We start from the raw sequence: 24717 nt of genomic DNA, 5'->3' as shown, positions 1-24717 counted from the left end.
CTATTCAGTTGTGGCCCCCTCTGACGAGGGGGCTGTCGGCGTAGCCGACTGGGGGAGAGACCCCATGTACCCTCTACTTCTGCTTGAAGTCGGTGTTTCCCTGTTTCAGCCTGACGGTCAGTTCCATCACGTAGTTGTAGATCTCCTGACGGTCCTGCATGCCGTTGGAAATGCGGTCGCAGGCATGCATCACCGTCGTGTGGTCCTTACCGCCGAACACCTTGCCGATGTCGACGAGGCTCAGACTGGTCATCTCGCGCGTGAGGTACATGGCCACCTGCCGCGCGATCGCGATGTTCTTCATGCGCGACTTGCCGACGATGTCGTCGAACGACAGATGGAAGTACTTCGCCACCTGGCTGATGATGTCGGTGGGCTTCACCTCCACGTCGGTGGTGAAGAAATCCTGCAGCGTCTGCTCGGCCATCGTGCGCGTGACCGGCTGGTTGCTCAAGCTGGCGACGGCGGTGACGCGGGTCAGCGCGCCCTCCAGCTCGCGGATGTTCTCCGTGAAGCGTTCGGCGATGAGGTCGAGCACATCGTTGGGGATGTTGCTGTGGTTCATCGAGGCCATCATGCGCAGGATCGCGATGCGGGTCTCGAGGTCCGGCGGCTTCACGTCGACGGTCAGACCCGAATCGAAGCGCGAGATCAGTCGCGCCTCGAAGCCCTTGAGGTTCTTCGGCGCGACGTCGGAGGCGATGACGATGCGCTTGTTCGCCTGATGCAGCGCGTTGAACGTATGGAAGAACTGCTCCAGGGTGGCTTCCTTGCCGCCCAGGAACTGGATGTCGTCGATGAGCAGGACGTCGACCTCGCGGTAGCGCCGGTTGAATTCGGCAATCTGGCCCTGGTTCTGGGTCGTGTTCTGCAGCGCCTCGATGAACTCGTTCGTGAACTCCTCGGAATTCACGTACCGCACCTTGAGGCTCGGGTCCTTGACGAGCGCGTAGTTGCCGATCGCGTTGAGCAGGTGGGTCTTGCCCAGACCGGAACCGCCGTAGATACACAGCGGGTTGAAGTCGCGGCCCGATCCCTCGGCCACGGCGAGGGCGACAGTGCGGGCGAAACGGTTGGAATCGCCGGGGACGAACGTGTCGAACGTCGCGTTCTTGTTGAGGTGGGTCTCCGGATCGCGGGCCACCTTGTTGCGGCTCATCGGGTATCCGGCGGCGGTCGCCATGTCGACCGGGGTCGGAATCGTGGCCGGCATCGAGGTCGGCACGTTCGGCACCGGACCGCGCGAACCGAACGGCTCCTTGCCGAGATCGGCGATGGACGGCGGGTTCTCGGCGTCCATCGCGCCTCCCCGCTTCGATGCGGAGGCGCGGCGCGACGGCGTGACGGTCTCCGTCTTCGGCGTGGACGGTCGTCGCGGCGCGATCTTGAACGCCGGCGTCATGTCCTGACCGGTGACCATGTTCATCGCTTCGAGCAGCGGGCGGCGCAGTTCGTTCTCCAGCGCTTGGCGGGTTCCGGCGTTCTCGACGCACAGCACGATGGTCGTGCCGAACACGCCCTCCGGGTACACGCCTTCCAGCCATCCCTTGTCGCGCGGGGAAAGCGAGGAATTGTGCTTGAGCAGCGTCAGCGTGTCGGACCAGATATGGTTGGCCTCGGTCACCGGGTCGCGGGGTTCATCGGCCATGCCGGTCCTCCTTCCACTGCTCGAACGAATAAAGTGCGCACACCATTGTTACTCATAGCTTGGAAGTTATCCACAGGCTTGCGTGTTGCAATCATTGGATTGTGAATAACATTCCTGTAATTTGTGGATAACTCGCGGCTTCGGAACGGCGTCATATGGCGCTTTCGGCGTGTCGCGGCGTGTCGTGTCGGAACGGTGAATTGTGAATGAAATGCACCTGTGTTGACGTTGGGGGAGGGGTGAGGGTAGTTTGGTATAGCTTGACTCACGTGGGAGCCGCGCGTCAGCGTGGCCGAAAGACTTAGGAGCACAACTATGAAGAGGACCTTCCAGCCCAACAACCGCCGTCGTCACATGAAGCACGGCTTCCGTCAGCGCATGCGCACCCGTTCCGGCCGCGCCCTGATCAACCGTCGTCGCGCCAAGGGCCGCAAGACCCTGGCCGCCTGATTCAGACGGTCGGCGTCTTAGACTTTTCAAGACGGTCGTGGAACGGCTGAAAAGCCACAGCGAATTCGTCGCCGTGCTGAAACGCCGTCACAAGGTTTCGCGCAACGACATCGTCGTGCACTATCTGGTGCGCGACGATTCGCATACGCGTACCCTGGTGGCGCCCGAAGCGCGGCGCATGGGTCTCGCCGTATCAAAAGCGGTCGGGAACGCCGTCACGCGCAATACGGTCAAACGTCGTTTCCGCGTGCTCGCGCGCGCGTATGAGGACCGGCTGCCCGAGGGGTGCGACATCGTGATGCGCGCCAAGCCGAGCGCGGCTTCGGCTCCGTTCGAGTCCTTGGACGGGCAGGTGGCCTCGGCGTTCGCGAAGATCGCCGAACGGATCGATCGGGATATCCGGGAACGGTGACGCGATGAACGGCATGGCCGCCATGATGATCCGCGGGGTGCGCTGGTATCAGCGCACGTTCTCCGCGCATCGTGCGGTGCCGTGTTGTCGGTACTATCCGAGCTGCTCGAACTATGCCATCCAAGCGGTGGCGCGGTTCGGCGCCCTGCGTGGGGGAACGCTCGCCGTGCTGCGCCTGCTGCGGTGTCGGCCGTGGAGTCGCGGCGGCATCGACGACGTGCCCCGACGTTTCTCGTTGTTCTATCGTTTCCGATGGTCGAAGGCTCACGAGGAACCTCGATTGACGCCGTTGCCGACTGACGAATGGGGGAATCCCTTACCATGAACCAAAATCAATTCCTGCTGGACAGCGGCTTCTGGGGTTGGCTGTACAAGATCCTGACCCCGGTCGAGTGGCTGATGACGCAGATCATGAAGGTCGTCCATGACTTCTTCGTCATGCTCGGCATGAACCCGGTCGGCGTCTCATGGGTGCTGTCCATCATCGTGCTCGTGCTCGTCGTGCACGCGTGCATCCTCCCGATCTTCTACAAGCAGATGCTGTCGATGCGCAAGATGCAGGCGCTGCAGCCGAAGATGCAGAAGATCCAGAACAAGTACAAGGGCAAGACGGACCAGGCCAGCAAAGAGGCCCTGAGCCGCGAGATGATGAAGCTCTATCAGGACAACGACGCGAACCCGGCCGGTTCGTGCCTGCCGATGCTCATCCAGGGCCCCGTCTTCATGTGCATGTTCTACGTGCTGTCCGCCATCCCGTACATCGCGCGCGGCAAGCGTGCGGCGCTCGGCGCCTTCGACGTGGAGACCGCGAAGCAGTTCTCCGAATCCAAGGTGCTCGGCCTGGTGAACACCACCAGCACGTTCGGCAACGGCGACATGACGGCCAAGGCGATCATCGTGGTGTTCGTGGCGCTCATGTGCGGCTGCATGTTCTTCATGCAGTGGATCAACATGAACAAGAACATGAACCCGGCCACCATGCAGGGCCAGGCGGCCACGATGCAGAAGACCATGCTGTGGATCTTCCCGGTCATGTACATCTTCTCCGGCATCACGATGCCGTTCGCCGTGTTGGTCTACTGGCTGACGAACAACGTGTGCAACCTGCTGCGTACCTTCTGGCAGATGTACGCCTTCCCGACTCCCGGATCGCCCGCGGCCGACGCCAAGGAAGTCCGCGATCACGAGAAGGAGAACGCCCGCCGCGCCAAGGCCGGCCAGCTGTCCCTCGAGGATGAGGCGCTGGAGAAGGCCAAGGTCGAGGCGCAGCAGAAGGAATCGCGCGGCTATCAGCGCCAGCAGCCTCAGCGCAAGAACAAGAACAAAAAGAAATGACGAGTAAGTAAGGCCCGGTGTTTCACGTGAAACCGTGAAGCACCGGGCCGAGCTATCCCGGCTCGCCTACGTGGCTGGAGCGGATGGCTGGTTTAGACTATTCCCATAGACCCATGATCGAAGGAGGACCTCATGGCCCAGAATGACGACAAGACGGTGGATCAGCTCAACGACGAAGCCGACATCGCCGCCGACTACCTGGAAGGACTGCTCGACATCGCCGACTACGAGGGCGACATCGAGATGGGCGTGCGCAACGGCCGCCCGATGGTGCAGATCGTCGCCGACGACGACACCGACATCAAGCATCTCATCGGCCGCAACGGGGAAGTGGTCGATGCGCTCCAGCAGCTCACTCGTCTCGCCGTGCAGCAGAAGACCGGCGAGCGTTCCCGTCTCATCGTCGACGTCGACGGATTCCTCAAGCGCAAGCGCCAGCGTCTGCACGACATCGCGCTCGACGCCGTCGACGAGGTCAAGGAGACCGGCGAGCCGGTCGATCTCAAGCCGATGAACTCCTTCGAACGCAAGGTCGTTCACGACGTCGTGCGCGAGGAGGGGTTGAAGTCCCGCTCCCATGGTGAGGAGCCGCATCGTTACGTCACCATCTACCTGCGTGCCAACGCGGACGACTCCGACGAGGAGTGACGTCCCGTCCGGTCCGTGTGACGATCGATTGAGACTGCAGGAAACCGTAGAGAGAAGAGGGGAGTGGTATGGCCGACCAGCTGGACGGTTCGCCGGTGCTGCGCGATGTGCTTGGCGACGCCTATGAGCCGTTGCGCGTGTTTCACGTGAAACTCGCCGAGGAAGGGGAGCCGCGTGGGCTCATCGGCCCGCGCGACGTCGACATCATCTGGGAGCGGCATATCCTCAACTCGGCGGCGATTGTGCCGTTCGTGCGCGAGGCGACCGAAGACGAGCGGTTCAAGACCGTGGCCGACGTCGGCAGTGGCGGTGGATTCCCCGGTCTGGTGGCAGCAGCGTGCCTGCCCGACCATGAGTTCACGTTGATCGAGCCGATGGAACGTCGCGTGGAATGGCTCAAGGAATGTCGTGACGCGATGGGGCTCAAGAACGTGAGCGTGTTCCGCGCCCGCTCCGAAGAGGTCATCGACGCCATGCGCCATGACCGTGACCTGCATCCGTACGCCGTGGTGACCTGCCGCGCCGTCGCCCCGATGACCAAGCTTGCCGGGTGGACGCTGCCGCTGCTGAAGCCCCACGGCAGGCTCGTCGCGCTCAAGGGACGTTCCGCCCAGGCGGAGATCGACAAGGCCGCCAAGGAGATCGGCAAGCGCCGCGGTGTGAATCCGAGGGTCGTCGAGGCCCAGGTCGGGCCCGGTCTGGAGCCGACGCACGTGGTGCTGGTCGATAAGCGATAGGGGTGCGGTTTTCCACATTTCCACAGGTCGAACAAAGTTATCCACATTGTCAACCGAACGGTGGCTGTGCCGAAGAACGTTGATATATTGAGGATTTGAAACCAACGAAAACAGTCCGTCCACAGCCAGAGAATCGAGTTATCCACACTTATCCACATTTTTGTGGATAAGTGGGCAGTACTGGAATCCGATCCCGAATGGGGTCGGATTCCGGCATGTTGTGTTGTCAAGGAGAGGTCATGGCCGATAATCAGAATCCGATGGAGTCCGCCGAACAGACCATCAGGCGCATCTTCGCCGAGGGGGAGTCGCCGGTCGGTGCGGAGATCGCATTGGAGTCCAATCGTTACGCCAAGCTGCAGCAGCAGAAGTTCCCGAAGCCGTCCCGGACGCGTCTGATCGCCATCGCGAACCAGAAGGGCGGCGTCGGCAAGACCACGTCGACGGTGAACCTGGCGGCCGCGCTGGCCGAGCACGGGATGCGCGTCCTGGTCATCGACATGGATCCGCAGGGCAACGCCTCCACCGCCTTGGGTGTGAGCCATGCCTCGGGGGAGCCGTCCGTGTACGACGTGCTCGAAGGCCGTCTCACGCTGGCCGAGGCCATGCAGCCGTGCCCCGACTTCGACAACCTAGACGTGGTGCCTGCCTCCATCGATTTGTCCGGTGCGGAACTCGAGGTCGCCGACCTGCCGAATCGCAACTCCCTGCTCAAGGAGGCCGTCGACAAGTTCCTCGGGGAATCCGAGCATCACTACGACTACGTGTTCATCGACTGCCCGCCGAGCCTCGGCCTGCTCGTCATCAACGCGATGTGCGCCGTGCACGAGATGCTCATCCCGATCCAGGCGGAGTACTACGCGCTCGAAGGTCTTGGCCAGCTCATCAACACGATCGGCCTGGTCCAGGACCACTTCAACCCGAGCCTGACCGTGTCCACGATGCTCATCACGATGTTCGACCGTCGTACGCTGCTGAGCCGCGAGGTGTACAACGAAGTGAAGAAGCACTACCCGTCCATCGTGCTCGACACGACGATTCCGCGCACGGTGAAGATCTCAGAGGCGCCGAGCTTCAGCAAGAGCGTCATCGTCTACGACCCGCACGGCATGGGCGCCATCTCCTACGGCGAGGCCGCGCTGGAGATCACCCGCCGTTCCGAAAACGTATTGGAAGCCATCGCGACCAGGATGAAGGAGGCCTGATATGTCATCGAAATCCCGTCTCGGCAAAGGCCTCGGCGCGCTGTTCCCTGAACTGCCGGGGGAGGACTCTCCGGAGGAGAAGCCCAAGCACGACATTCCCCAGCGTAGGAAGCTGGAGGTGAAGCCCGTCTCTGTTTCACGTGAAACCAAGAAGAAGAGCGAGCCGAAGTCCTCCTCCAAGCCGAAGAAGCAGCATCGCGCCGCAATGCCGGCGCTGAGCGACATCGCCCACCCGAGCGACATGTTCTTCAACGACACCGTCACCGGCGCCGTCGTGGAGAAGCCGATCCAGTCGTCGATCACCTCCCGCCAGTCCCCGTTGGAGAAGGCGACCGAACAGCATGTTTCACGTGAAACCGCGAAGAAGGAAAGCGACGAGAAGCCGGAGCTGAAGCCGGTTGAGGGCGGCTATCTGGCCGAGCTCAAGCTGTCCGACATCGGCCCGAACACCCACCAGCCGCGTACTGTCTTCGATGAGGACGATCTCAACGAACTGTCCGCCTCCATCAAGGAAGTCGGCGTCCTCCAGCCGATCGTCGTGCGGAAGCGTCCCGCCGCCCAGATCGAGGCGGCCCGCAAGGCGCAGGAAGGCCATGAGCCCGCCAATCAGTTCGACGGCCGCATGGACAGCCCGTACGAGCTCATCATGGGCGAACGCCGTTGGCGTGCCTCGCAGCTCGCCGGACTGGAGACGATCCCCGCCATCGTCAAGACGACCGCCGACGACGACATGCTGCGCGACGCCCTGCTGGAGAACCTGCATCGCGTCGCCCTGAACCCGCTCGAAGAGGCTGCCGCCTACCAGCAGATGATCGACGAGTTCGGTCTGACGCAGGCGCAGCTCTCCAAGTCGGTCTCCAAGTCGCGTCCGCAGATCGCCAACACGCTCCGACTGCTCAACCTTCCCGCCGGTGTGCAGAAGAAGGTCGCCGCCGGCATCCTCACCGCCGGCCATGCGCGTGCCCTGCTCGGACTCAACGACCCCGAGGCGATGGACAAGCTCGCCGTCCGCATCATCGCGGAAGGCCTGTCCGTGCGCAGCACCGAGGAGATCGTCGCGATGGCGAACCTCGACGACAAGGAACCGAAGAAGCCGAAGGCGCGCAAGAACGATCCGTGGGCCGGTTCGCCGATCAAGAGCAATCTGGAGGACCGCTTCGACACCAAGGTCTCGATCAAGGGCACCCCGAAGCACGGCCGCATCGAGATCGTCTTCTCGTCCCCCGAAGACATGGACCGCATCCTAGGCCTCCTCATGCCCAAAGACAACAAAAAGGACGACTGGCGCTAATCCCCGGACATGCGCCTACGACGCATGACAGCATTCTTGGCCCCCTCTGACGAGGGGGCTCCCGGCGGAGCCGGGTGGGGGAGAGACCCGCGGCCGTAGGCCGCAAAGAACTGAATCGGCCTTCGGTCGATACTATTTCTCCGCGGCCTGACGGCCGCTCTTCTTCTCTCCCTCCGGCCGCCTGCGGCGGCCACCTCGTCCGTAACAACGGACAGCCTGCGGCTGGCCTCATATCGGCTCGCCTGTCGGCTCGCACATCGCCTACAAACGCCTCCGGCGTTTGCTTTACGGCGATGTCCCGTCAGAGGGAGGCAATCGGGTTAGCATCTTCCTAATGCGGCAAGACGCTCCTTTGTCGTGCGGTCGATTACCGTGCATACTTCGTAGAATCGTGTGTCCACATCGTGATTGCTGAATCTGACGACCTGTATTCCCTGTTGGTTCAGCAATGCCGTGCGTTGATTATCCTGATTACGTTGGGATTGCGCGTAGTGTCCACCTCCATCCAATTCGATGGCCAACTGGGCTTTGGCGCAATAGAAATCGACGATGAAATCAGCGATAGGCTTCTGACGTTGCCACCGGACAGGCTGACCTCGTAGAAATTCGTACCACAGCTTCCGCTCCCACGGCGTCATATTGCGACGCAGGGAACGCGCATTGGCCACATTGCCGCGATTATATTCCTTCACACGATTCCAGCGTAGTCATCCTCGGCGAGTAGAAGAGGATTATCCGTCACGCGTAATCCGATATGCCTCCCTCTGATGAGGGAGGTGTCATCGCGAAGCGATGACGGAGGGAGAGAAGGGGAGCGGCCGTGAGGCCGCGGGGAAATTGTATCGGCCGTAGGCCGATTCCGTTTTCGCGGCCTGACGGCCGCGGTCTCTCCCCCACCCGGCTTCGCCGGGAGCCCCCTCGTCAGAGGGGGCCAAGTGGTTCGGTTCTTGCCTCAGTCGGCGAGGTAGTCTTGGGCGTCGAGGGCGGCTCGGCAGCCCATGCCGGCGGCGCTGATGGCCTGGCGGTAGGTGCGGTCGACGCAGTCGCCGGCGGCGAAGATGCCGGGCGTGTACGTGCGCGTGCTCGCGCCGTCCACGAGAATGTAGCCGTCGTCATCCTTCTTCACCACATCGCCGGTGAACGCGGTCGCGGGGGAGTGGCCGATCGCGACGAACACCGCCGCCGTGTCCAGCGTGCCGGTCTCGCCGGTCACCGTATCGCGGATGTCGACGGACGTGACGCTGCCGGCCGCCGGTGCGGCCGCGGGCAGCGTCACGCCGCCCAGCGCGTTGCCCAGCTTGAGCGGGAAACCTGCCGCGCTAGCGCCGTTCGCGTCGGCGGTCTTGTCCGCGCCACCGGCGAGACCGAGGCCTCCTGTTTTGCCGGCGTTCAGGGTGATGCCGTTGATCGGCTTGAGGGAGAGCGAGGTCGGGAGGGAGGACGTCGCGGAGGGTGCGGCGTTCGCACCGGTGACGTCCACGGCCGCGGCGCCCGCGCCGGCGGCACCAGCACTATCGGTTCCCGTGGTGCCGCCGTGGATGGCGGTGACGACGGTGTTGGTGAGAAGCGTGAGTTTGTCGTTCGCGCGGGCGCGTTCCACCATGATCGCGGAGGCGCGGAACTCGTCGCGACGATGGATCAGCGTGACCGACGAACCGAATCGCGTCAGATACAGCGCCTCCTCGAACGCGGAATCACCGCCGCCGACCACGATGATCGGCTTGTTCTTGAAGAAGAACCCGTCGCAGGTGGCGCAATAGGAGACGCCGTGACCGGAATACTCCTCCTCGCCGGGCACGCCCAGCTTGCGGTAGGACGATCCGGTGGCGACGATCACCGCGCGGGATTCCAGCACGTCGCCGGAATCCAACGTGACGCGCTTGACGGTGGATTCCGGCGAGGAGTCATCGCCGTCAAGCACTTCGACCGACGTGACGTCCTCATGAATGAACTCGGTGCCGAAACGCTCCGCCTGGGCGCGCATCGCGTCCATCAGATCGGGGCCGAGAATACCGTCCGGGAACCCGGGGAAATTCTCCACTTCGGTGGTGTTGACGAGCTGGCCGCCGGGGGCGAGGGCGCCGGTGACGAGCACCGGGCGCAAGCCGGCGCGACCCAGATAGATGGCCGCCGTGTAACCGGCCGGCCCCGAACCGATGATGATCACGTTATGCACAGTCATACTGACAGCCTAGCCAAGGGGGTTCTCTCCCTCAGTCGGCCAAGAGGAGCCGATAAAGAAAGCCTCCCTCTGAGGAGGGAGGTGTCATCGCGAAGCGATGACGGAGGGAGAGAAGAAGAGCGGGCGTCAGGCCGCGGAGAAATAGTATCGGCCATAGGCCGATTTAGTTTTTCGCGGCCTGCGGGCGCGGTCTCTCCCCCAGTCAGCCTTCGGCTGACAGCCCCCTCGTCAGAGGGGGCCGAAAACGGGGTCACTCAGCGGTAGTAGGCGGCGGTGACGTTGATGTATTCGATGTCGGATTCGGCGGAGCCGTTGGTGGAGGCGCCGTCGGAGTCGTTGGACGTCTCGTTGTTGGACGTGTCGCCGAACGGCACGTTCTCCAGGTTCTTCTGGCTCGGCCACTGGTTGTTCTTGTCGACGCCGCTGTCCGCCGGGTTAGTGTTGCTGTGCATGAACGTCAGCACCGCGAACACGAGTGCCGCGACGATGAGCACGCTGGCGACGATGACCACCACCACCGTCGTGGTCATCTTGCCGAACAGACGCTGCTTCGCGAGATTATCACCGTCGCCCTGGGCGGCATCGGCCTGCACCGGAGACTCCTTCGGGGTGAAGCTCGGCGGCTGCTGCATCGACGCGTCCGGCATGGCGACGCCGCGCGCGTGCGGCGCAGGCGCGAACGCCACCGGCGTTCCGGCCGCACCATCATGTCCGATCGGCGCCATGTCGACGATCGTCGCGTCGGCGTCGGGAACGGGAATGCTCGGCGGAACGGCACCGGCGTTCGCGCCGGCAACGCCGTTCCCGGCCTGCGTTCCGATCGTTCCGTTCGCACCGTTCGCACCGGACGCACCGGATGCACCGTTCGCACCGGACGTCCCCGCCGCGGCAGGCGCGCCAGCGCCCAGGCCGCCGGCGACGGCCGTACCGGCCGCACCAGCGCCCGCAACCGGGGCTCCCGCACTCGCCGCACCGGACGCCGCGCCCGCGCCAGCGGTACCGGCGGCCGGAGCAGCGGACTTCGCCTTCATCTCGTGACGCACCGACGACACGTCGATCGCCTCGGTGGCCATGTTCGGATCGACGAACACGGGGATACGCGTGGTCTCCTCGCCGGGATTCGCGCCGGACGGCATCGTCGGCAACGCCTGCGTCTGGAACGAGAACTCGTGGAACAGGTCGTCGCCCTGATAACCCTGATAACCCTGGTACCCCTGGTCGTTCTGATAACCGGAGTCGTCGGAAGCCGGACGTTCGGGCAGCGCCGGCATGCGCATCGGCTTGCCCTTCGCGTCGGTGGGCAGACGGCCCGGCTGGTCGCCGAGCACGCGCGGCGAATAGTTGTCGAACGCGGCCTGCATTTCGGCGAACGTCTGCTTGTTCTGCTCGGCCACCACCTGTTCGGCGTGACGCGCGGCCTCCGCCTCGGTGAGCGGGCGGTGGATGGTGAGGTCCGGCAGCTTCTCCGTCGTGACCACGTGATGCGGCAGGCTGGTCAGATGCTCATTGCGCATGTCGCGCACGTGCACGGTGGCAATCGAGCCGGCACCGGCGTCGGACGGCAGCGCGATGTCCTGATCGGTCAGGTCGGTGAGCGGCTTGCACTCGCCCAGCAGCGCGGTCAGCTCGCTCAGCGTGAGCATCGGCTCGCTGCGGCGGCCGTCCTCCTTGGTGAGCTCCAGGCCGCGGGACAGGATCACGTGGAATTCGCCGGGGATGTCGCCGATCGACGCAAGATCATACGTCGTGTTCAGCGAGGTCGGGCGGCGCGTCAGCATCGCGTACAGCACGGACGCCAGCTGACGGATGGCGAGCTGTTCGCCCTGAATCGTCTTGGGGGCCTTCGTCGGTTCGACGAGCAGTCCGGCCAGCGGCGCATCGGCGATCTCGATGCCCTGCACGGAGATGCGGATCGTGTCGGTGGACAGACGCGGCTGCTCCAGCGCGGTCGCGATGGTCGCGGTTTCGGCGATGATCGAGCGCATCGCCTCGAAGCTGATCGTGCCGCGGGCCGGTCCGTTCAGATATTCGGTGAGGGACAGGCCGCTTTCCACGCGCGTGACGAGCACGGCGGCGTCGCCCGAACGGCGGAACTGCAGCACCGGCGTGATGCCGCTCTTGCGGCCGAGCTGCGTGGCCAGCGACGACACGTCCTCAAGCGTGCCCGGATCCGTGAGCACGAACAGCTGGCAATCGTGGGCGAGCACGCGGTCGTTGGCCCTCCAAGCCTGCACACCGGGCTCGTCACGAAGCAGCGTGACCAGGGTATAGCGGTTGAAAAGCGTGTCTCCCAGCTGAGGCTTCATAGTTTCTTCGACTCCGTAATGCGTAAGCGCTTCGACGCCACCATACGAGTCGATGGCGCTGCTGTCATTCTAATCATGGGGATGGTCGAAAAGGAAGGCGTCATCACGGCATCATCGCATCACGTCGCCGTCGCCATCGCCGCAACGTCGCCGGACCATCACCGGCGACGCAGCACGCGCGCGGACGCCGACCGCACGATCGCGGTGAACTCCTCGCAACGTAGCACGACGAGCATCACCGCGTACACGACCGCCGTGACCACCGTCGTCAGCGCGCAGAAGCCGAACGCCTGGAACCAGTTGAGACGGTCGTCGCGCATCGACGCGCCCAGCAGCGCCATGGCCGGATCGGTGAGCAGCCACGCGACCAGACCGGCGACGACCGCCGCCAGCAGCGCCTTCAGATACGTGACCGCGATGCGCCGGCCGTCCAGACTGCCGGCGAAGCGGCGTCGCAGCATCATGACCAGCGACGGGAAGCTCAGCAGGTAGCCGACCGTCATCGCGAGGCCCACGCCGGCCGTCCAGTAGCGGGCTGGCGCGAGCAGCATCACGGCGATCTCGAACACGACTTGGATGACGCTCACCTGCAGCTGGAACAGGAACGGGTGACGGCCGTCCTCGAACGCGAAGAACGTGCGCTGGATGAGCAGGTACGCGCTCGTGAGCGGCAGGCCGAGCGCCAGCGCGACCATCGGCCCGGCGATCAGCTTCGCCTCGGGCACGTTGACGCTGGGCAGCAGTGCGATCGTGATCGGCACCGGCATCACGACGATCGCCATCGTGAAGTACATCATCATCACGCCGACGTTGCGCAGGGCCCCGCTCAGGTCCTCGCGCGCCTCGTCGAGGTTGTGCGCGGCGACCGCGCGCGAGATCTTCGGGAAGATCGCGGTGCCGACCGACACGGCGATCAGCGAATACGGCAGGATGTACAGCGTGAACGCGTTCTGATAGGAGCCGTTGCCGGCGATGCCGTACAGGTCGTTGCCGGCGAACGGGGCGCCGTTGGTGATGCGCGCGTTGACGATGTTCGCGAGCTCCTGCACGCCCATCACGCCGACGCTCCACGCGGCCACCGGGCCCATCGCCTTGAGGCCGATGCCGCTCACGCCCCACTGCGGACGGTAGTGCAGGCCGAGGCGCATCAGCGGGACGAACAGGATCACCGCCTGGAACGCGACGCCCAGCGTCCACGTGCCGGCCGTGAGCATCACCTTGCCGGTGGTCCAGAACTCGAGCGGCGCGCGGGAGGCGGGGCCGAACAGGAACAGGAACATCGTGAAGCCGGCGCAGCTGATCACGTTCGCGCCGACCGAGCTCCACGCGTAGGTGACGAAGTTGTCCTTCGCGGCGAGGATCTGGCCGAGCACCGTGTACAGGCCGTAGAAGAAGATCTGCGGCATGCACCACAGCGTGAACGCGTTGACGAGCGCGCGCTCCGCCGGGCCCCAGCTGTTGTCGAGGTACAGCATCGTGAGCAGCGGGGTGGCGAGCATCATCAGCAGGGTCATGCCGGCGAGCATCGCGATCGCCAGGGTGATGAGCTTGTTGAGGCGGTCCTGCGCGTCATGCTCCTTGAGCGTGCGCACGATCTGCGGCACGAGCACCGCGTTGAAGATGCCGCCCGAGATCACGGTGAACAGCACCTGCGGGATCATCGCGCCCGTCTGGTAGGCGTTCGCCGCGATGCCGGTCGTGCCGAGACACGCGGCGAGCAGGATCGTGCGGATCTGGCCGGTGATGCGTGAGGCCATCGTCCCCGATGCCATGATCAGGGAGTTGCGGCCGACGTTGGAACTCATTCGTCGGGGTCCTTCTTACGGTTGAACTGTCGCCACAGGCCGAGCGCGCCGAGCGCCACGGCGAGGCCGATGATGATGAAGCCGGTCTTGTCGCTGATCTTGAGCACGCAGTTGATCGCGGTGTCCTGCGAGCCGCCGAACGTGCCGCCGTTGCGGTCCTGCAGCGAGACGTGCGCGGTGGCCGAACCGGAGGTTGCGGCGCGCAGCGTGAACGTCACCTGCGCCTCGCCGCGCGCCGGGATCGTCACCGTGTTGCGGCGCGACGTGACGATTTCCGGCGAATCGGTGATCGAGAAGACGCGGATCGTGACCGGATAGGGGGTGGCGTTGCTGACGGTCACCGGCATCGTCGCGGTTTCCGAGACCATCGTCACCGTCTCGGACGGCGTGAGGCTCACGCCGCCGAGCACGTCGTTGGCGAGCTGTTGCGCGCCGCCCACGGCCGTCATCGATGTGGTCGTGTCGACGCCTGCCGAGCCGCCGTCGATGGAGAGGGCGTGCAGCGCGAGTTCCGCGTGCGCGGCGAGCAGCCGCTTGACCCACGCGTTGGCCGCCGTGCCGCCGGCGGCCGCGCGTGAGGCCGTGCGTTTCGCGTCCTGCCGCGCCAGCGCCTGCGCGTCGTCCGTCGCGTCGCCGCCGTCGAGGATGCTGTCGCGGAAACGCGTGATGTCGCCGCGTCCCGCGGACAGCGAGGCGATCACGTTCGTCACGTCCGAGGAGTCCGCCGCGGACATGCCCGATTCGGCGGGCACGGCCGCGCGCGCGTCGTCGCCGGTCACGTAGGGATCGGCGTGCTCCAGCGCGTCGAAGTCGGTGGTCTTGAGCCAGGACGCCGATTCGACGGCGCTCATGAACGCGTCCACGGTGGAGGCGTCCGTGTCGGCGGAGAAGCAGACGAGCAGGTTGCGTTCGTTGTACGGCTGCTCCATCTGGTAGAACGCGCTCTGCGCGACGAAGCGGGCGAGACGGCCCGCCATCGTCGACTCGGCCGTGGCCTTCGCGTTCGTGGCCTTGCCTTTGGCGAGGTTGCTCAGTTCGCGCTGTTCGACGAGCACGGTCACGTCGCCGGCGTCGGTCGGCACGATCGCGGTGCCCGTGTGCACGGTGTCCGTTTCGGACGATTCGAAGTCATGCGTGGAGATGACGGTCGTGTAGCCCTGGCGGCGGGCGGCGGTGAGCGCGTCGAGCGTCCACTGGCCCTGGCCCTGCCAGGCGATCGTCTGCGACGTGGCCTTCTGGTCGCCGAGCGCCGCACGGTAGTCGGCGAGGGCGGCGTCCGCGTTCCACGCGTCGTCGGTGATGCCGGCGTTCGTGTAGCGTGCCGCGGCGTTCTCCTGCGCCGCGTAGGCGGTGATGTCGAAGCTCGCGGGCTGCATGATCGCCTTCGTCTGCGGCGGCATCGCCAGCGCGTCCAGATACGTGGGGTCGGCGATGGTCTGCAGCGAGGAGTGCTTCGAGATGGCCTGTTCGAGCGCATGGTCGAAGCGCGTGTGGTCGCCGTCCAGCACGGCCGCGCCGGTGGAGGTGGCGGAGGAGTTCGTGGAGCCGTCGGTGTCGGCGTCCGCGTCGGTGACGAGCTTCGTGAGCGTGTCTGCGTCGGCGGTCCAATGGTCGCTGGTCAGCGGCATCGCCATCGTGATGTTCATCGCCGGCGTGTTCGCGTTGTCGAGTCCGGCGGCCGAACGCGTCAGGAACGTGTGGACCTCGACGTTCGCGTCGTCGTGGCTGTACGTGACGAGCAGCGGCTTCGGACCCCAGTTGAGCATCTGCGTGAGGGCGTCCGCGCCGGCGTCCTGATCGATCGTGACCGTCGCGCTCTGCTTCGGCTGCAGCGCGGGCACGGACGCCGAGCCGAGACTCGCCGGCGCGGGAATCGGACTGTCGGACTGCGCCCACTCCTGCATGTCGGTGCGGGAGGTGAACGTGAACATCGGATTCGTCTCGAGCGTGACCTCGCCGGCCGCCCACGCGGAGTCGCCGGTGTTCGTGACGGTCGCCTTGAGGTGGAATCCGGACGTGTCGGTGACGACCGCGGTCATCTCGGTCAGCGCGAGCGTCTGCGTGGCGGTCGCGTCGGAGTTGTCGTCGGTCGTGCCGGTGCTCGTCGACTGTGCGGATTGCGTTGCGGTGCCGTTGTCGCCGTCGGCGGCGAAGGCGGTGGCCGGCGGCAGCACGGCACCTGCCACGACCGCCACGGCGATCAGCAGACCCGTCAGAATGCGCCATGCCTGGATGCGTCGTAGGGGGGCGTATGGAATCACTCGTTTGCCTGCCTGTTCAGTTTCCGGGAGTAGAGCCATGCGATCTTGCGCTCATTAGGGTAGCTGAGCACATCGTCCAAGTCCTTGAAATCCACCCAGATCGCGTCCTCCGCCTCATGGTCGGGGTCGCCTTCCACGGTGAGGTCGCCGCCGATCTGCTTCAACGCGAAATGATGGACGAGCTTGTGCACGCGCTGCGTCGTGCCGGTGAACCAGTAGTCGATCGTCGCAATCGACTCGACCACCTCACCGAGGATGCCCGTCTCCTCGTGCACCTCGCGCACGGCCGTCTGCTGCGGCGTCTCGCCCTTCTCGATATGGCCCTTCGGCAGGCACCATTCGAGGTGGCCGCTGCGCGAGTGGCGGGCGATGATCGCGACCCGGCCGCGCTCGTCGAACACGAGTCCGCCGGCCGAATACTCGCGCACGACGGGCAGCTCCTGCGCGTCGAGCGAGGCGAACGTCGTCGGGCCGTCGGACGTGCGTTTGCGCGGCATCATCGCCGGCGTCGGGATGCGCGGGTTCGTCGCGGCCGCGCCCGGCGTCGCGGCGTCCACGGTGGTCACCGTGACGCCGCCCGCCGGCTCGACCGTGACGGACGCCGTGACCGACGTCTCGACGCGCGTCGTGATGCGCTGGCCGCTGGGCGTCGTGTCGGAACCGGTGACGCGCACGCGCGCGAACACGGTCGCCGGAGTCGGCGTCGACATCGGCGTCGCTTTCGCCGCCTCCCGCGCGACCACCGACGCGACCGTCTGCGCCGTGTCGAGCGTGCCGGCGGTGTCGATGATGTCGCTCACCATCGGCGGCTTCGGCACGGCTGCCGGTTCGGTCCGCGCGGTCGCGGAAGCGGGTTTCGGTGATGGTGTGACGGGCGCGGGAACGGGCTTCGGACGGGATTGGGACGTGTACATGAGCACGTCGTCGTCATGGCCGTTTTGGGCATGGTTGACCGCGGCATCGTCGGCATGCTCCAGCATGCGCGCAAGGTCCGCGGGCGTAATCATGCCTTCCACCTTACTCAAGTCCCTGTGCATGTCGAGTAACGGTATGCTGGTAGCGACAGATACCAAGACGATGCACCGTGACCGATGCGCGGCGTATGAACCGTGTCCGAAAGGATTGGCGTGGATTTCGAAGTTTGGCCTGAAGCCATTGAATTGGGTCGCATGTTCGCCGCCGAAGGCTACGAGCTGGCGTTGGTGGGCGGACCCGTGCGCGACCTGCTGCTGCACCGCCGCAGCCACGACCTCGACTTCTGCACGTCGGCGCGCCCCGAGCAGTTCGAGCCGATCCTGCGTCGCTTCGGCCACGACGGCTTCTGGGACATGGGCCGCAAGTTCGGCACGCTGGGCGCGATGCGCCGCCGCGACGACGGCACCGAGGTCAAGGTGGAGGTCACCACCTACCGTTCCGACACGTACGATCCGGATTCGCGCAAGCCGGAGGTCCAGTACGGCGACACGTTGGAAGGTGACCTGTCCCGCCGCGACTTCACCGTCAACGCGATGGCGCTGCGCGTGCCCGACCTCGAATTCGTCGACCCGTTCGGCGGCGCGAACGACCTCGCGAAGGGCGTCCTGCGCACGCCGGTCGACCCGCGACAGTCGTTCGACGACGATCCGCTGCGCATGATGCGCGCCGTGCGCTTCGTCGCCCAGCTCGGCTTCTCCATCGAACCGGAGACCGCCGAGGCGATCAGCGCGATGACCGAACGCATCTCGATCGTGTCCGCCGAACGCGTGCGCGACGAGCTCACCAAGCTGCTGCTCTCCGACCGCCCGCGCGCCGGCATCGAAGCGCTCGTCGAATCCGGATTGGCGGACATCGTCCTGCCGGAGATCCCCGCACTCGAACTGCAGATCGACGAGCATCACCGCCACAAGGACGTGTTCGAGCACACGATGATCGTGCTCGACCGCGCCGTCGCGCTCGAAACCGGCGAGGACGGCCCGGTGCCGCGCCCCGACCTGACGCTGCGTCTCGCCGCGATCATGCACGACGTCGGCAAGCCGAAGACGCGCCGGTTCGAACCGGGCGGCAAGGTGAGCTTCCACCATCACGACGCCGTCGGCGCGAAGCTGACGCGCAAGCGCCTCAAGGCGCTGCGTTTCGACCACCACATCGTCGACGACGTGAGCGAGCTCGTGAACCTGCACCTGCGCTTCCACGGCTACGTGGACGAACCGTGGACGGACTCCGCGGTGCGCCGCTACGTGAAGGACGCCGGCCATCTGTACGAGCGGCTCAACCGTCTGACCCGCGCCGATGCGACCACGCAGAACCGCCGCAAGGCGCGCATCTTCGCCGAGGCGATGGACGAGATGGAGGCCCGCGTCAAGGAGCTCAAGGAGAAGGAGGACTTCGACGCGATCCGCCCGGATCTGGACGGCAACGAGATCATGTCGATCCTCGGCCTCGAGCCCGGCCCGATGGTCGGCCAAGCCTACCGCCACATGCTCGAATACCGCCTCGATAACGGCCCCGTAGACCACGATGTCGCCGTTGCCGAATTGAAACGATGGGCGAGTGAGTAGACTCGGCCCCCTCTGACGAGGGGGCTCCCGGCGGAGCCGGGTGGGGGAGAGAAAGAAGAGCGGCCGTAGGCCGCGGGAAACATGGAATCGGCCTTTGGCCGATGCGTTTTCCCCGCGGCCTACGGCCGCTCGTGTCTCTCCCTCCGGCCACCTGCGGCGGCCACCTCCCTCATCAGAGGGAGGCAGATAATCGATCAGTTGATCTCGGTGTGCTTGTCGGCTTTTCTCAGGCCGGCCTGCTGCATGGCCTCGACGGTCTTGCAGCCGTCGAAGTCCTTGATCGTGTCGCCGTGCTTCTTGACTTCCTTCTCGGAGTTCAGGTTGTTGAACGTGGCGCCGATCACCACGTCGACGAGACGATCCTGACGGTCGTCCATCACGAGCACCGCATCCGGGATGTACTCCTTGACCGTGTACGCCGGGTTGATCGCGTTCACGCCGAAGTAGATGGTCGTGCGGGTCACCTTGGCGCTCGTGTACGAGTCGATGGTGCGCACGTCGAACTGGCGGTCCTTGAGCGCCTCGCCGACGGCCGCGCCCAGACCGGTGAACTCGGTGCCGTTGCGCACGCGCAGGATCACCGAATTGTTGTCCGCCCACTTCATCGCGGTGCCGTCCTCGTTCTTCGCGGCGCACGGCACGGCCACGCCGTAGTTCGGCTTCGTGGCCTTCTTGGCCTGCTGGTCGACCTGGATCACGCCGGTGAAGAACAGCGTCGCGACGATGAGCACGACCACGAGAATCGCGCCGGTGATGGAGAACACGATCTTCTGACGGCGTAGCACATACGCCTTGCGTGCCTCGCGCTCGTCATACTCTTCGGCCATTCGGTTCCCTTTCCTTCGCTGCCTGACTTACGCAGTGCCTATTTACCTTAGCGTGCAACCGTGACGCTGACCGACGGGACGGCGGGCGCTTCGGCCGCGATGATGCGGTCCACCGCCTTCGACCGTTCCCATGCGGCGATCACGTCGCGGCGGATGGACGGCGTGGGCGTGAACGCCACGACGGACGGGCCCGATCCGGAGACGAACGCGTGGCTCGCGCCCGCCGCCAACGCCTCGCGGATTGCGGCGCCGGAGCGCGGATGCAGGCTGACCGCCGCCTTCTGCAGGTGGTTCCGGTCGCCTTCGCCGGCACCGACCACGTCGAATTCGCCGTACACTTCGGGCGTGCTCAGCTGCGCCTGGTAGGCGCCGACGAGCAGCGATCCCGCGTAGCCCTGTTCGCGCAGTCCTCGCGCCGCATCCGAATCGTCGGGAATCGTCTCGATGATCTCGCCGTATCCGGTGCCGTGCGCGTAGCCGCCGGCCACGCAGAACGGCATGTCCGCGCCGAGCGTCGCCGCGACCTCGCGCAGTCGGTCGAGCGGCCAGTCGAGCTCCCACAGCGCGTTCAGCGCGAGGATCGTCGCCGCAGCGTCCGCCGATCCGCCGGCGAGACCCGCGCCGACCGGAATGCGTTTCTCGATCGTCAGCGCGACGTCCGGTTCGCGGCCCGCCGCCTCCGCCATCGCGAACAGGGCGAGCACGGCGTGATTGCGGCGCATGTCCGCCGACGATGACGCGAGATCGCCGAGATGCTCGCCGCCCAGGTCGAGCGAGAATCCGGCGCCGGCCGGTTTCGCCGTGGCGGTGACCGTGTCGGTCAGACTGACCGCGCAGTAGATCGTGTCGAGCTCGTGGCGTCCGCCCCACTCGGCGTGGGAGGGGCCGACCTCGAGCGTGAGATTCGTCTTCGCCGGACAGTCGACGCTCACCGTGACGGGCGTGCTCATGCGCGTGCCTCCGCCGCGACGTCGTCGGCATGCGCGTCGTCGCCATCGCCGGAAAGCCGCATGACCGCCTCGGCCAACGCGGTGAACTCGTCGATGGTGAGGGTCTCGCCGCGACGTGTCGGATCGATGCCGGCCGCCTCGAACGTGCCGGCGGGAACCGTCTTCTTCAACGCGGCGTGCAGGGTCTTGCGACGCTGGCCGAAGGCCGCGTCGATGAGACGGAACGTCTCCTTGCGCAGGGACTCGGCGTGCGCCGCGACCTCGTCGCCGGCGACGCCGTCGTGCCGCGTGCGCGTGAACGCGACCAACGCGGAGTCGACGTTCGGCGCCGGCCAGAACACGTTGCGTCCGATCGTGCCGACGCGTGAGGCCTCGCCGTACCAGGCGAGCTTCACGCTCGGCGTGCCGTAGATCTTGCTGCCGGGCGTGGCGGCGAGACGGTCGGCGACCTCCTTCTGCACCATCACGAGGAACGATTCGAGGTTCGCGAACCGTTCCAGCAGTGTGAGGATGATCGGCGTCGCGACGTTGTACGGCAGGTTCGCGACGAGCGTGAACGGCTCGTCTCCGGCGAAGTCCGGCAGGTTCGCGGGATTGACGGTGAGCGCGTCGCGGTTGACGACGGCGAACCGGTCCACGGCCTCCGGCATGAACTCGGCGATCGTGTCCGGCAGACGCTCGGCCAGCGGCGGGTCGATCTCGACGGCGGTCATGCGCGCGCCGGTCTCGAGAATCGCCAAGGTGAGCGAGCCGAGACCGGGGCCGACCTCGAGCACGTGGCTTTCCGGGCCGACGTGCGCCTCACGCACGATGCGGCGCACGGTGCCCGGATCGATGACGAAGTTCTGGCCGAACTTCTTGGTGGGGCTCACGCCCGCCTCGGCGGCGATGCGGCGGATGTCGGCGGCGCCGAGCAGATGGCCCGTGGCCGTCTCCTCGGCGGTTGCGGTGGGTTCAGTCGTCACGTCGTTCAATACACCTTCCGAAATGGGATTCACGATATCAGTACCAGCCCTGCTGCTCCCAGATGCGCTTGCAGTTGGTGGGCGTGCCGTAGCGTTGGGCGATGTAGCTCAGACCCCAGTCGATCTGCACGGCGCCGTCGTCCTGCCAGCCGGTGCCCATCTTCGAGCCGGGCAGCGCCTGCGGGATGCCGTAGGCGGAGGAATACGGGTTGGCGGCGTTCCAACGCCAGCCGGACTCCTTGTTCCACAGCCAGACGATCGCGTCCCATTCGGCGCCGGTCCAGCCGCGCTGGGCGGCGGCCGCGGCCGCGTAGGTCTGCGCCTGGGCGACGCTCGGGTGCCACAGGCGGCCCGAACCGGAGCTGGAGCCGCCGGAGTTGCCGGAATTTCCGGAGTTGCCGGAATTTCCAGAGTTTCCGCTGTTGCCCGAATTGTTCCCGGAGTTGCCGGAATTCCCCGAGTTGTTGCCGCCGGAGTTGTTGTTTCCGGAGTTTCCGCTGTTGCCCGAGTTACCGGAGTTCGAGCCGGAATTGTTGGAGTTGCCCGAGTTCGAGTTGCCCGAGTTGTTCGAGTTGTTGCCGGAGTTCGACTCGTTCTTCTTGTCGGAGGAATCGTTCTTGTCGGACTTGTCCTTGTCGTCGTTCTTGTTCGACGTGTTCGGCTTCGTGGACTGGTTCGAACCGGAATCGGCCTTGCCGCTGCCGGTGTCCTCCTTCGGCTCCTCGACCTTCTCCGGACCGACCGCGATGATCTGGTCGACCGCGGCCTTCGTCGTCGTCTCGCTGGCGAGCGTCTCGCTCTCCGCGACGCCGTCCACATAGGTCACGTCGAAGACCTGCTGGATCTCGCCGTTCTGGCCCTGCTGGCGGATTTCCGTCTGGCCGGATTCGAGTGAGGAATCGATGATCGTCTGCGTGGAGTACGGCACCGACTTGGTGCGCGTCTCCTGGCCGTGGGTCACGCGCCTGACGCGCAGGATCGTCTCGCCGCCGTCCTCTTCGACGCTGACGCGATCCTCCTTGCCCACGTTGATGCCCTTGGAATCGAGGATGGAGGCCGCCGGAAGCTTGCCGTTCGGCGCTTCGGACGACTTGCCGTCCGCGATGACCGTGACCGGGCCCTCCTTGTTGATGACGAGGCCGCCGGTCAGCTGGTTGTAGATGTTGTCGATGTCGACGGTGATCTTCGAGGCCTGCTTCTCGTTCGCCTTGAAGAATCCGATGAGCTGGTCGGCGCTGTCCGCCACCGTCCAGAACGGGATCTCCTCGCCGTCCACGTTCACGGTGGTCTGGTAGGCGCTGCGCACGGTGACGACCGCATGGTTGGCGAGCGTGCTGCCGGACGAGGACTGCACGAGATCATGCGTCTTGACGCTGACGCCCTGCTCCTCGAGCAGACGGTCGACGCTCATCGCGTAGGTCTGGACGGTCGTCGTCTTGCCGTTCACCGTCAGCGCCACCGACTTGCGCGCGGAGAACGCGAACGTCGCCACACACGCCGCGAGCACCGTCACGACGCACACGGCCACACGGATACGACGCAACATCACGAATCGTTGCGGGGTCCACCGCCGTGCCATGCCATTACCTCGTTTCCCGCCCGCGATCGGTCCGGGCGCACTCGGTGCCCATCGTAGCGCACCATCTGCAAAGAAAAAGAAAAAGGGGGCGGGAGAGAAGGGGAAGTTCCCGCCCCCTATTATCAAGGCAAGGAGATGGTTGGGGGACTCTCCTGCCCTGTCCAGGAAGCCATAATCGGGGGAAGGCTCCTAGACGACTTACCCGTGTTAAGTATTTCCTGCGCGCCCCCGGCGCATCACACAGTATACGCCTTTTTCACGCATGACGAGCCTCTTGTCGGGATCGAACCGACGACCTGCCGCTTACAAGGCGGCCGCTCTGGCCATCTGAGCTAAAGAGGCGTGGCACGCAACAGTGTGTCGCGCACGCGGAAACCCAGCATAGCAGTTACCAGCGGACGAGCGCCAGCACCCTCAGTCGGCCTGCGGCCGCCAGCTCCCCCTGAAAGGGGGAGCAAAGAACAACGGATGCACTTCGTGCACTCGTCTCCCTGCGCCCCCTCAGGGGGAGCTGTCCCGCGAAGCGGGACCGAGGGGGTGCCGGAAGCGGCCCGCCCTAGTCCTCTTGGCTTACTTGCCGGTGGTGACGGAGATCGGCTTGCCGCTGGCGCCGATCGAGGGGAGCTGGCCTTCGACGCCGACCTGGTCGTCGGTAAGACCCAGCGCGGTGACGAGGCCCTCGTTGGAGGTCATGCCCGCGGTGGACAGCTGGTTCATATCCCAGTAGTTGCCATTGATGCGCACGGTCGGCGTGGTCATCTGGCCCTTGTAGCTGCCGGACACGTTGAACAGTTCGGAACGCTTCGGGTTGTACGTGTCGATCGCGTCCAGCCATGCCGTGTACTTGTCGACGCTCGCGGCGTTCGCGACCTTCTTGGAGACGCCCGCCTTGATCGCCTGCTGGCGCATCTGGTCGTCGGAGGTCTTCACGCCGGAGTTCTCGGCCGGCTGGAAGTCGTCGGCGTACATGTTCTGGATGAAGCCGAGGATGTGCGAGGCGTCCTTGTCCTGCTCGGCGATGGTGAGCAGCAGGTTTGCGGCGCGCGTCGAGTACTTGTCGGGGCTCCAGGTGTCGCCGAACGACATCGGGTGCAGGTCGAGGTTGATTTGGCCGGCTTCGACGAGCTTCTCCAGCGTCGCGCCGGACGCGCGCTCGAAGTTGCCGCAGCCGGAGCACATGAAGTCCATGTACACCTCGACGGTCGGCACGCCGTCGACCTTCTCGCCCACGCCGTCCTTCGAGACGATGACGCCGCCCTTCTCATCGGCGACGGACGGCTTGTCGGAGACCTCCTGCAGCTTCGAGTACGCCTGGTCGACGGTCAGGTTCGCGCCGGAGTTCTGCGAGGCGACGTGCGAACGCCAAATCGCGATGCCGGCGACGGCGATGAGCGCGACGACCACGGCGATCACGATCGCGCCGATGATGGTCTGCTGCCTGCGCTCCTTCGCCGCCTGCTCGGCGCGCGCCTTCGCCGCGGCCTCCTCGGCTGCGCGACGGGCGGCGCGGGTCTTGCGCTGTTTGGTGTTGTTCGCTTTCGTGGCCATGCGAGACGATCCTTTCCCAACCACTGAATGA

Annotated in this window: 21 protein-coding genes and 1 tRNA gene; 9 read left to right on the top strand and 13 right to left on the bottom strand. The window is 65.4% G+C overall.

Annotated features, from left to right (window positions below):
- Positions 1-73 precede the first annotated feature (73 nt).
- Positions 74-1648 carry a chromosomal replication initiator protein DnaA gene (gene dnaA, locus AC1AYD_RS04260; RefSeq protein WP_476532548.1) on the bottom strand — a complete coding sequence of 525 codons (1575 nt, stop codon included), beginning with the start codon at positions 1646-1648 and terminating at the stop codon, positions 74-76.
- A gap of 315 nt (positions 1649-1963) precedes the next feature.
- Between dnaA and rpmH the strand changes: the two genes are divergently transcribed.
- The 8 genes from rpmH to AC1AYD_RS04220 all read left to right on the top strand — a co-directional run bounded on the left by rpmH (position 1964) and on the right by AC1AYD_RS04220 (position 7726).
- Complete coding sequence (gene rpmH, locus AC1AYD_RS04255; protein WP_034525651.1) at positions 1964-2098, top strand: 50S ribosomal protein L34; 135 nt, start codon at positions 1964-1966, stop codon at positions 2096-2098.
- A 37-nt stretch (positions 2099-2135) separates the two neighbouring features.
- Positions 2136-2510, top strand: coding sequence for a ribonuclease P protein component (gene rnpA, locus AC1AYD_RS04250; RefSeq protein ID WP_476503277.1), 375 nt, complete (start codon positions 2136-2138; stop codon positions 2508-2510).
- 25 nt (positions 2511-2535) lie between these two features.
- A complete protein-coding gene (gene yidD, locus AC1AYD_RS04245) occupies positions 2536-2835 on the top strand; it encodes a membrane protein insertion efficiency factor YidD (RefSeq protein WP_476503289.1) in 300 nt (99 codons plus the stop codon).
- Positions 2832-3845: a membrane protein insertase YidC gene (yidC, locus tag AC1AYD_RS04240; protein ID WP_476503276.1), complete on the top strand. Its 1014-nt coding sequence runs from the start codon at positions 2832-2834 to the stop codon at positions 3843-3845. Before yidD ends, yidC begins: the two co-directional genes overlap by 4 nt.
- A 132-nt stretch (positions 3846-3977) precedes the next feature.
- Positions 3978-4493: a Jag family protein gene (locus AC1AYD_RS04235; RefSeq protein ID WP_034525659.1), complete on the top strand. Its 516-nt coding sequence runs from the start codon at positions 3978-3980 to the stop codon at positions 4491-4493.
- A 68-nt stretch (positions 4494-4561) separates the two neighbouring features.
- The gene (gene rsmG / locus AC1AYD_RS04230) at positions 4562-5230 is read left to right on the top strand and encodes a 16S rRNA (guanine(527)-N(7))-methyltransferase RsmG (protein ID WP_476532549.1); all 669 of its coding nucleotides are present in this window, start codon (positions 4562-4564) and stop codon (positions 5228-5230) included.
- Between the two features lie 260 nt (positions 5231-5490).
- Positions 5491-6435, top strand: coding sequence for a ParA family protein (locus AC1AYD_RS04225; protein WP_476503288.1), 945 nt, complete (start codon positions 5491-5493; stop codon positions 6433-6435).
- Position 6436: 1 nt separating this feature from the next.
- Positions 6437-7726 (top strand): ParB/RepB/Spo0J family partition protein, encoded by a 1290-nt coding sequence (locus AC1AYD_RS04220; protein ID WP_476503274.1) that lies wholly within the window; start codon positions 6437-6439, stop codon positions 7724-7726.
- A gap of 320 nt (positions 7727-8046) precedes the next feature.
- Here AC1AYD_RS04220 and AC1AYD_RS04215 read toward each other — a convergent pair whose 3' ends face one another.
- The 6 genes from AC1AYD_RS04215 to AC1AYD_RS04190 all read right to left on the bottom strand — a co-directional run bounded on the left by AC1AYD_RS04215 (position 8047) and on the right by AC1AYD_RS04190 (position 17287).
- Complete coding sequence (locus tag AC1AYD_RS04215) at positions 8047-8418, bottom strand: endonuclease domain-containing protein (RefSeq protein ID WP_476503273.1); 372 nt, start codon at positions 8416-8418, stop codon at positions 8047-8049.
- Between the two features lie 260 nt (positions 8419-8678).
- Positions 8679-9908 (bottom strand): NAD(P)/FAD-dependent oxidoreductase, encoded by a 1230-nt coding sequence (locus AC1AYD_RS04210; protein WP_476544726.1) that lies wholly within the window; start codon positions 9906-9908, stop codon positions 8679-8681.
- 254 nt (positions 9909-10162) lie between these two features.
- Positions 10163-12142 carry a protein kinase family protein gene (locus AC1AYD_RS04205; protein WP_476544725.1) on the bottom strand — a complete coding sequence of 660 codons (1980 nt, stop codon included), beginning with the start codon at positions 12140-12142 and terminating at the stop codon, positions 10163-10165.
- 230 nt (positions 12143-12372) lie between these two features.
- Complete coding sequence (gene murJ / locus AC1AYD_RS04200; protein ID WP_476503270.1) at positions 12373-14019, bottom strand: murein biosynthesis integral membrane protein MurJ; 1647 nt, start codon at positions 14017-14019, stop codon at positions 12373-12375.
- A complete protein-coding gene (locus AC1AYD_RS04195) occupies positions 14016-16319 on the bottom strand; it encodes a DUF6049 family protein (protein ID WP_476544724.1) in 2304 nt (767 codons plus the stop codon). Before AC1AYD_RS04195 ends, murJ begins: the two co-directional genes overlap by 4 nt.
- Positions 16277-17287 carry an NUDIX hydrolase gene (locus AC1AYD_RS04190; RefSeq protein ID WP_476532555.1) on the bottom strand — a complete coding sequence of 337 codons (1011 nt, stop codon included), beginning with the start codon at positions 17285-17287 and terminating at the stop codon, positions 16277-16279. The genes AC1AYD_RS04195 and AC1AYD_RS04190 overlap by 43 nt, the downstream gene beginning before the upstream one ends.
- 120 nt (positions 17288-17407) lie before the next feature.
- Here AC1AYD_RS04190 and AC1AYD_RS04185 point away from each other — a divergent pair, with 120 nt between their 5' ends.
- Positions 17408-18817, top strand: coding sequence for a CCA tRNA nucleotidyltransferase (locus AC1AYD_RS04185; protein ID WP_476532556.1), 1410 nt, complete (start codon positions 17408-17410; stop codon positions 18815-18817).
- A 194-nt stretch (positions 18818-19011) separates the two neighbouring features.
- On the opposite strand, the gene AC1AYD_RS04180 is transcribed toward AC1AYD_RS04185, so the two are convergent.
- The 6 genes from AC1AYD_RS04180 to AC1AYD_RS04155 all read right to left on the bottom strand — a co-directional run bounded on the left by AC1AYD_RS04180 (position 19012) and on the right by AC1AYD_RS04155 (position 24686).
- A complete protein-coding gene (locus AC1AYD_RS04180) occupies positions 19012-19644 on the bottom strand; it encodes a LytR C-terminal domain-containing protein (RefSeq protein ID WP_476503266.1) in 633 nt (210 codons plus the stop codon).
- A 47-nt stretch (positions 19645-19691) separates the two neighbouring features.
- A complete protein-coding gene (locus tag AC1AYD_RS04175) occupies positions 19692-20594 on the bottom strand; it encodes a 4-(cytidine 5'-diphospho)-2-C-methyl-D-erythritol kinase (protein WP_476532557.1) in 903 nt (300 codons plus the stop codon).
- A complete protein-coding gene (rsmA, locus tag AC1AYD_RS04170) occupies positions 20591-21559 on the bottom strand; it encodes a 16S rRNA (adenine(1518)-N(6)/adenine(1519)-N(6))-dimethyltransferase RsmA (protein ID WP_476532558.1) in 969 nt (322 codons plus the stop codon). The genes AC1AYD_RS04175 and rsmA overlap by 4 nt, the downstream gene beginning before the upstream one ends.
- Before the next feature lie 37 nt (positions 21560-21596).
- The gene (locus tag AC1AYD_RS04165; RefSeq protein WP_476532559.1) at positions 21597-23138 is read right to left on the bottom strand and encodes an aggregation-promoting factor C-terminal-like domain-containing protein; all 1542 of its coding nucleotides are present in this window, start codon (positions 23136-23138) and stop codon (positions 21597-21599) included.
- A gap of 268 nt (positions 23139-23406) precedes the next feature.
- A tRNA-Thr gene (locus AC1AYD_RS04160) sits at positions 23407-23480 on the bottom strand.
- 228 nt (positions 23481-23708) lie between these two features.
- Entirely contained in the window at positions 23709-24686 is a 978-nt protein-coding gene (locus AC1AYD_RS04155; RefSeq protein ID WP_476532560.1) for a DsbA family protein, read from the bottom strand.
- Between the last annotated feature and the right edge of the window lie 31 nt (positions 24687-24717).

Source organism: Bifidobacterium sp. LH_426, from assembly GCF_056356875.1.
The sequence above is the reverse complement of the archived record's forward strand: the minus strand, read 5'-3'. Positions and strand labels throughout refer to the sequence as shown.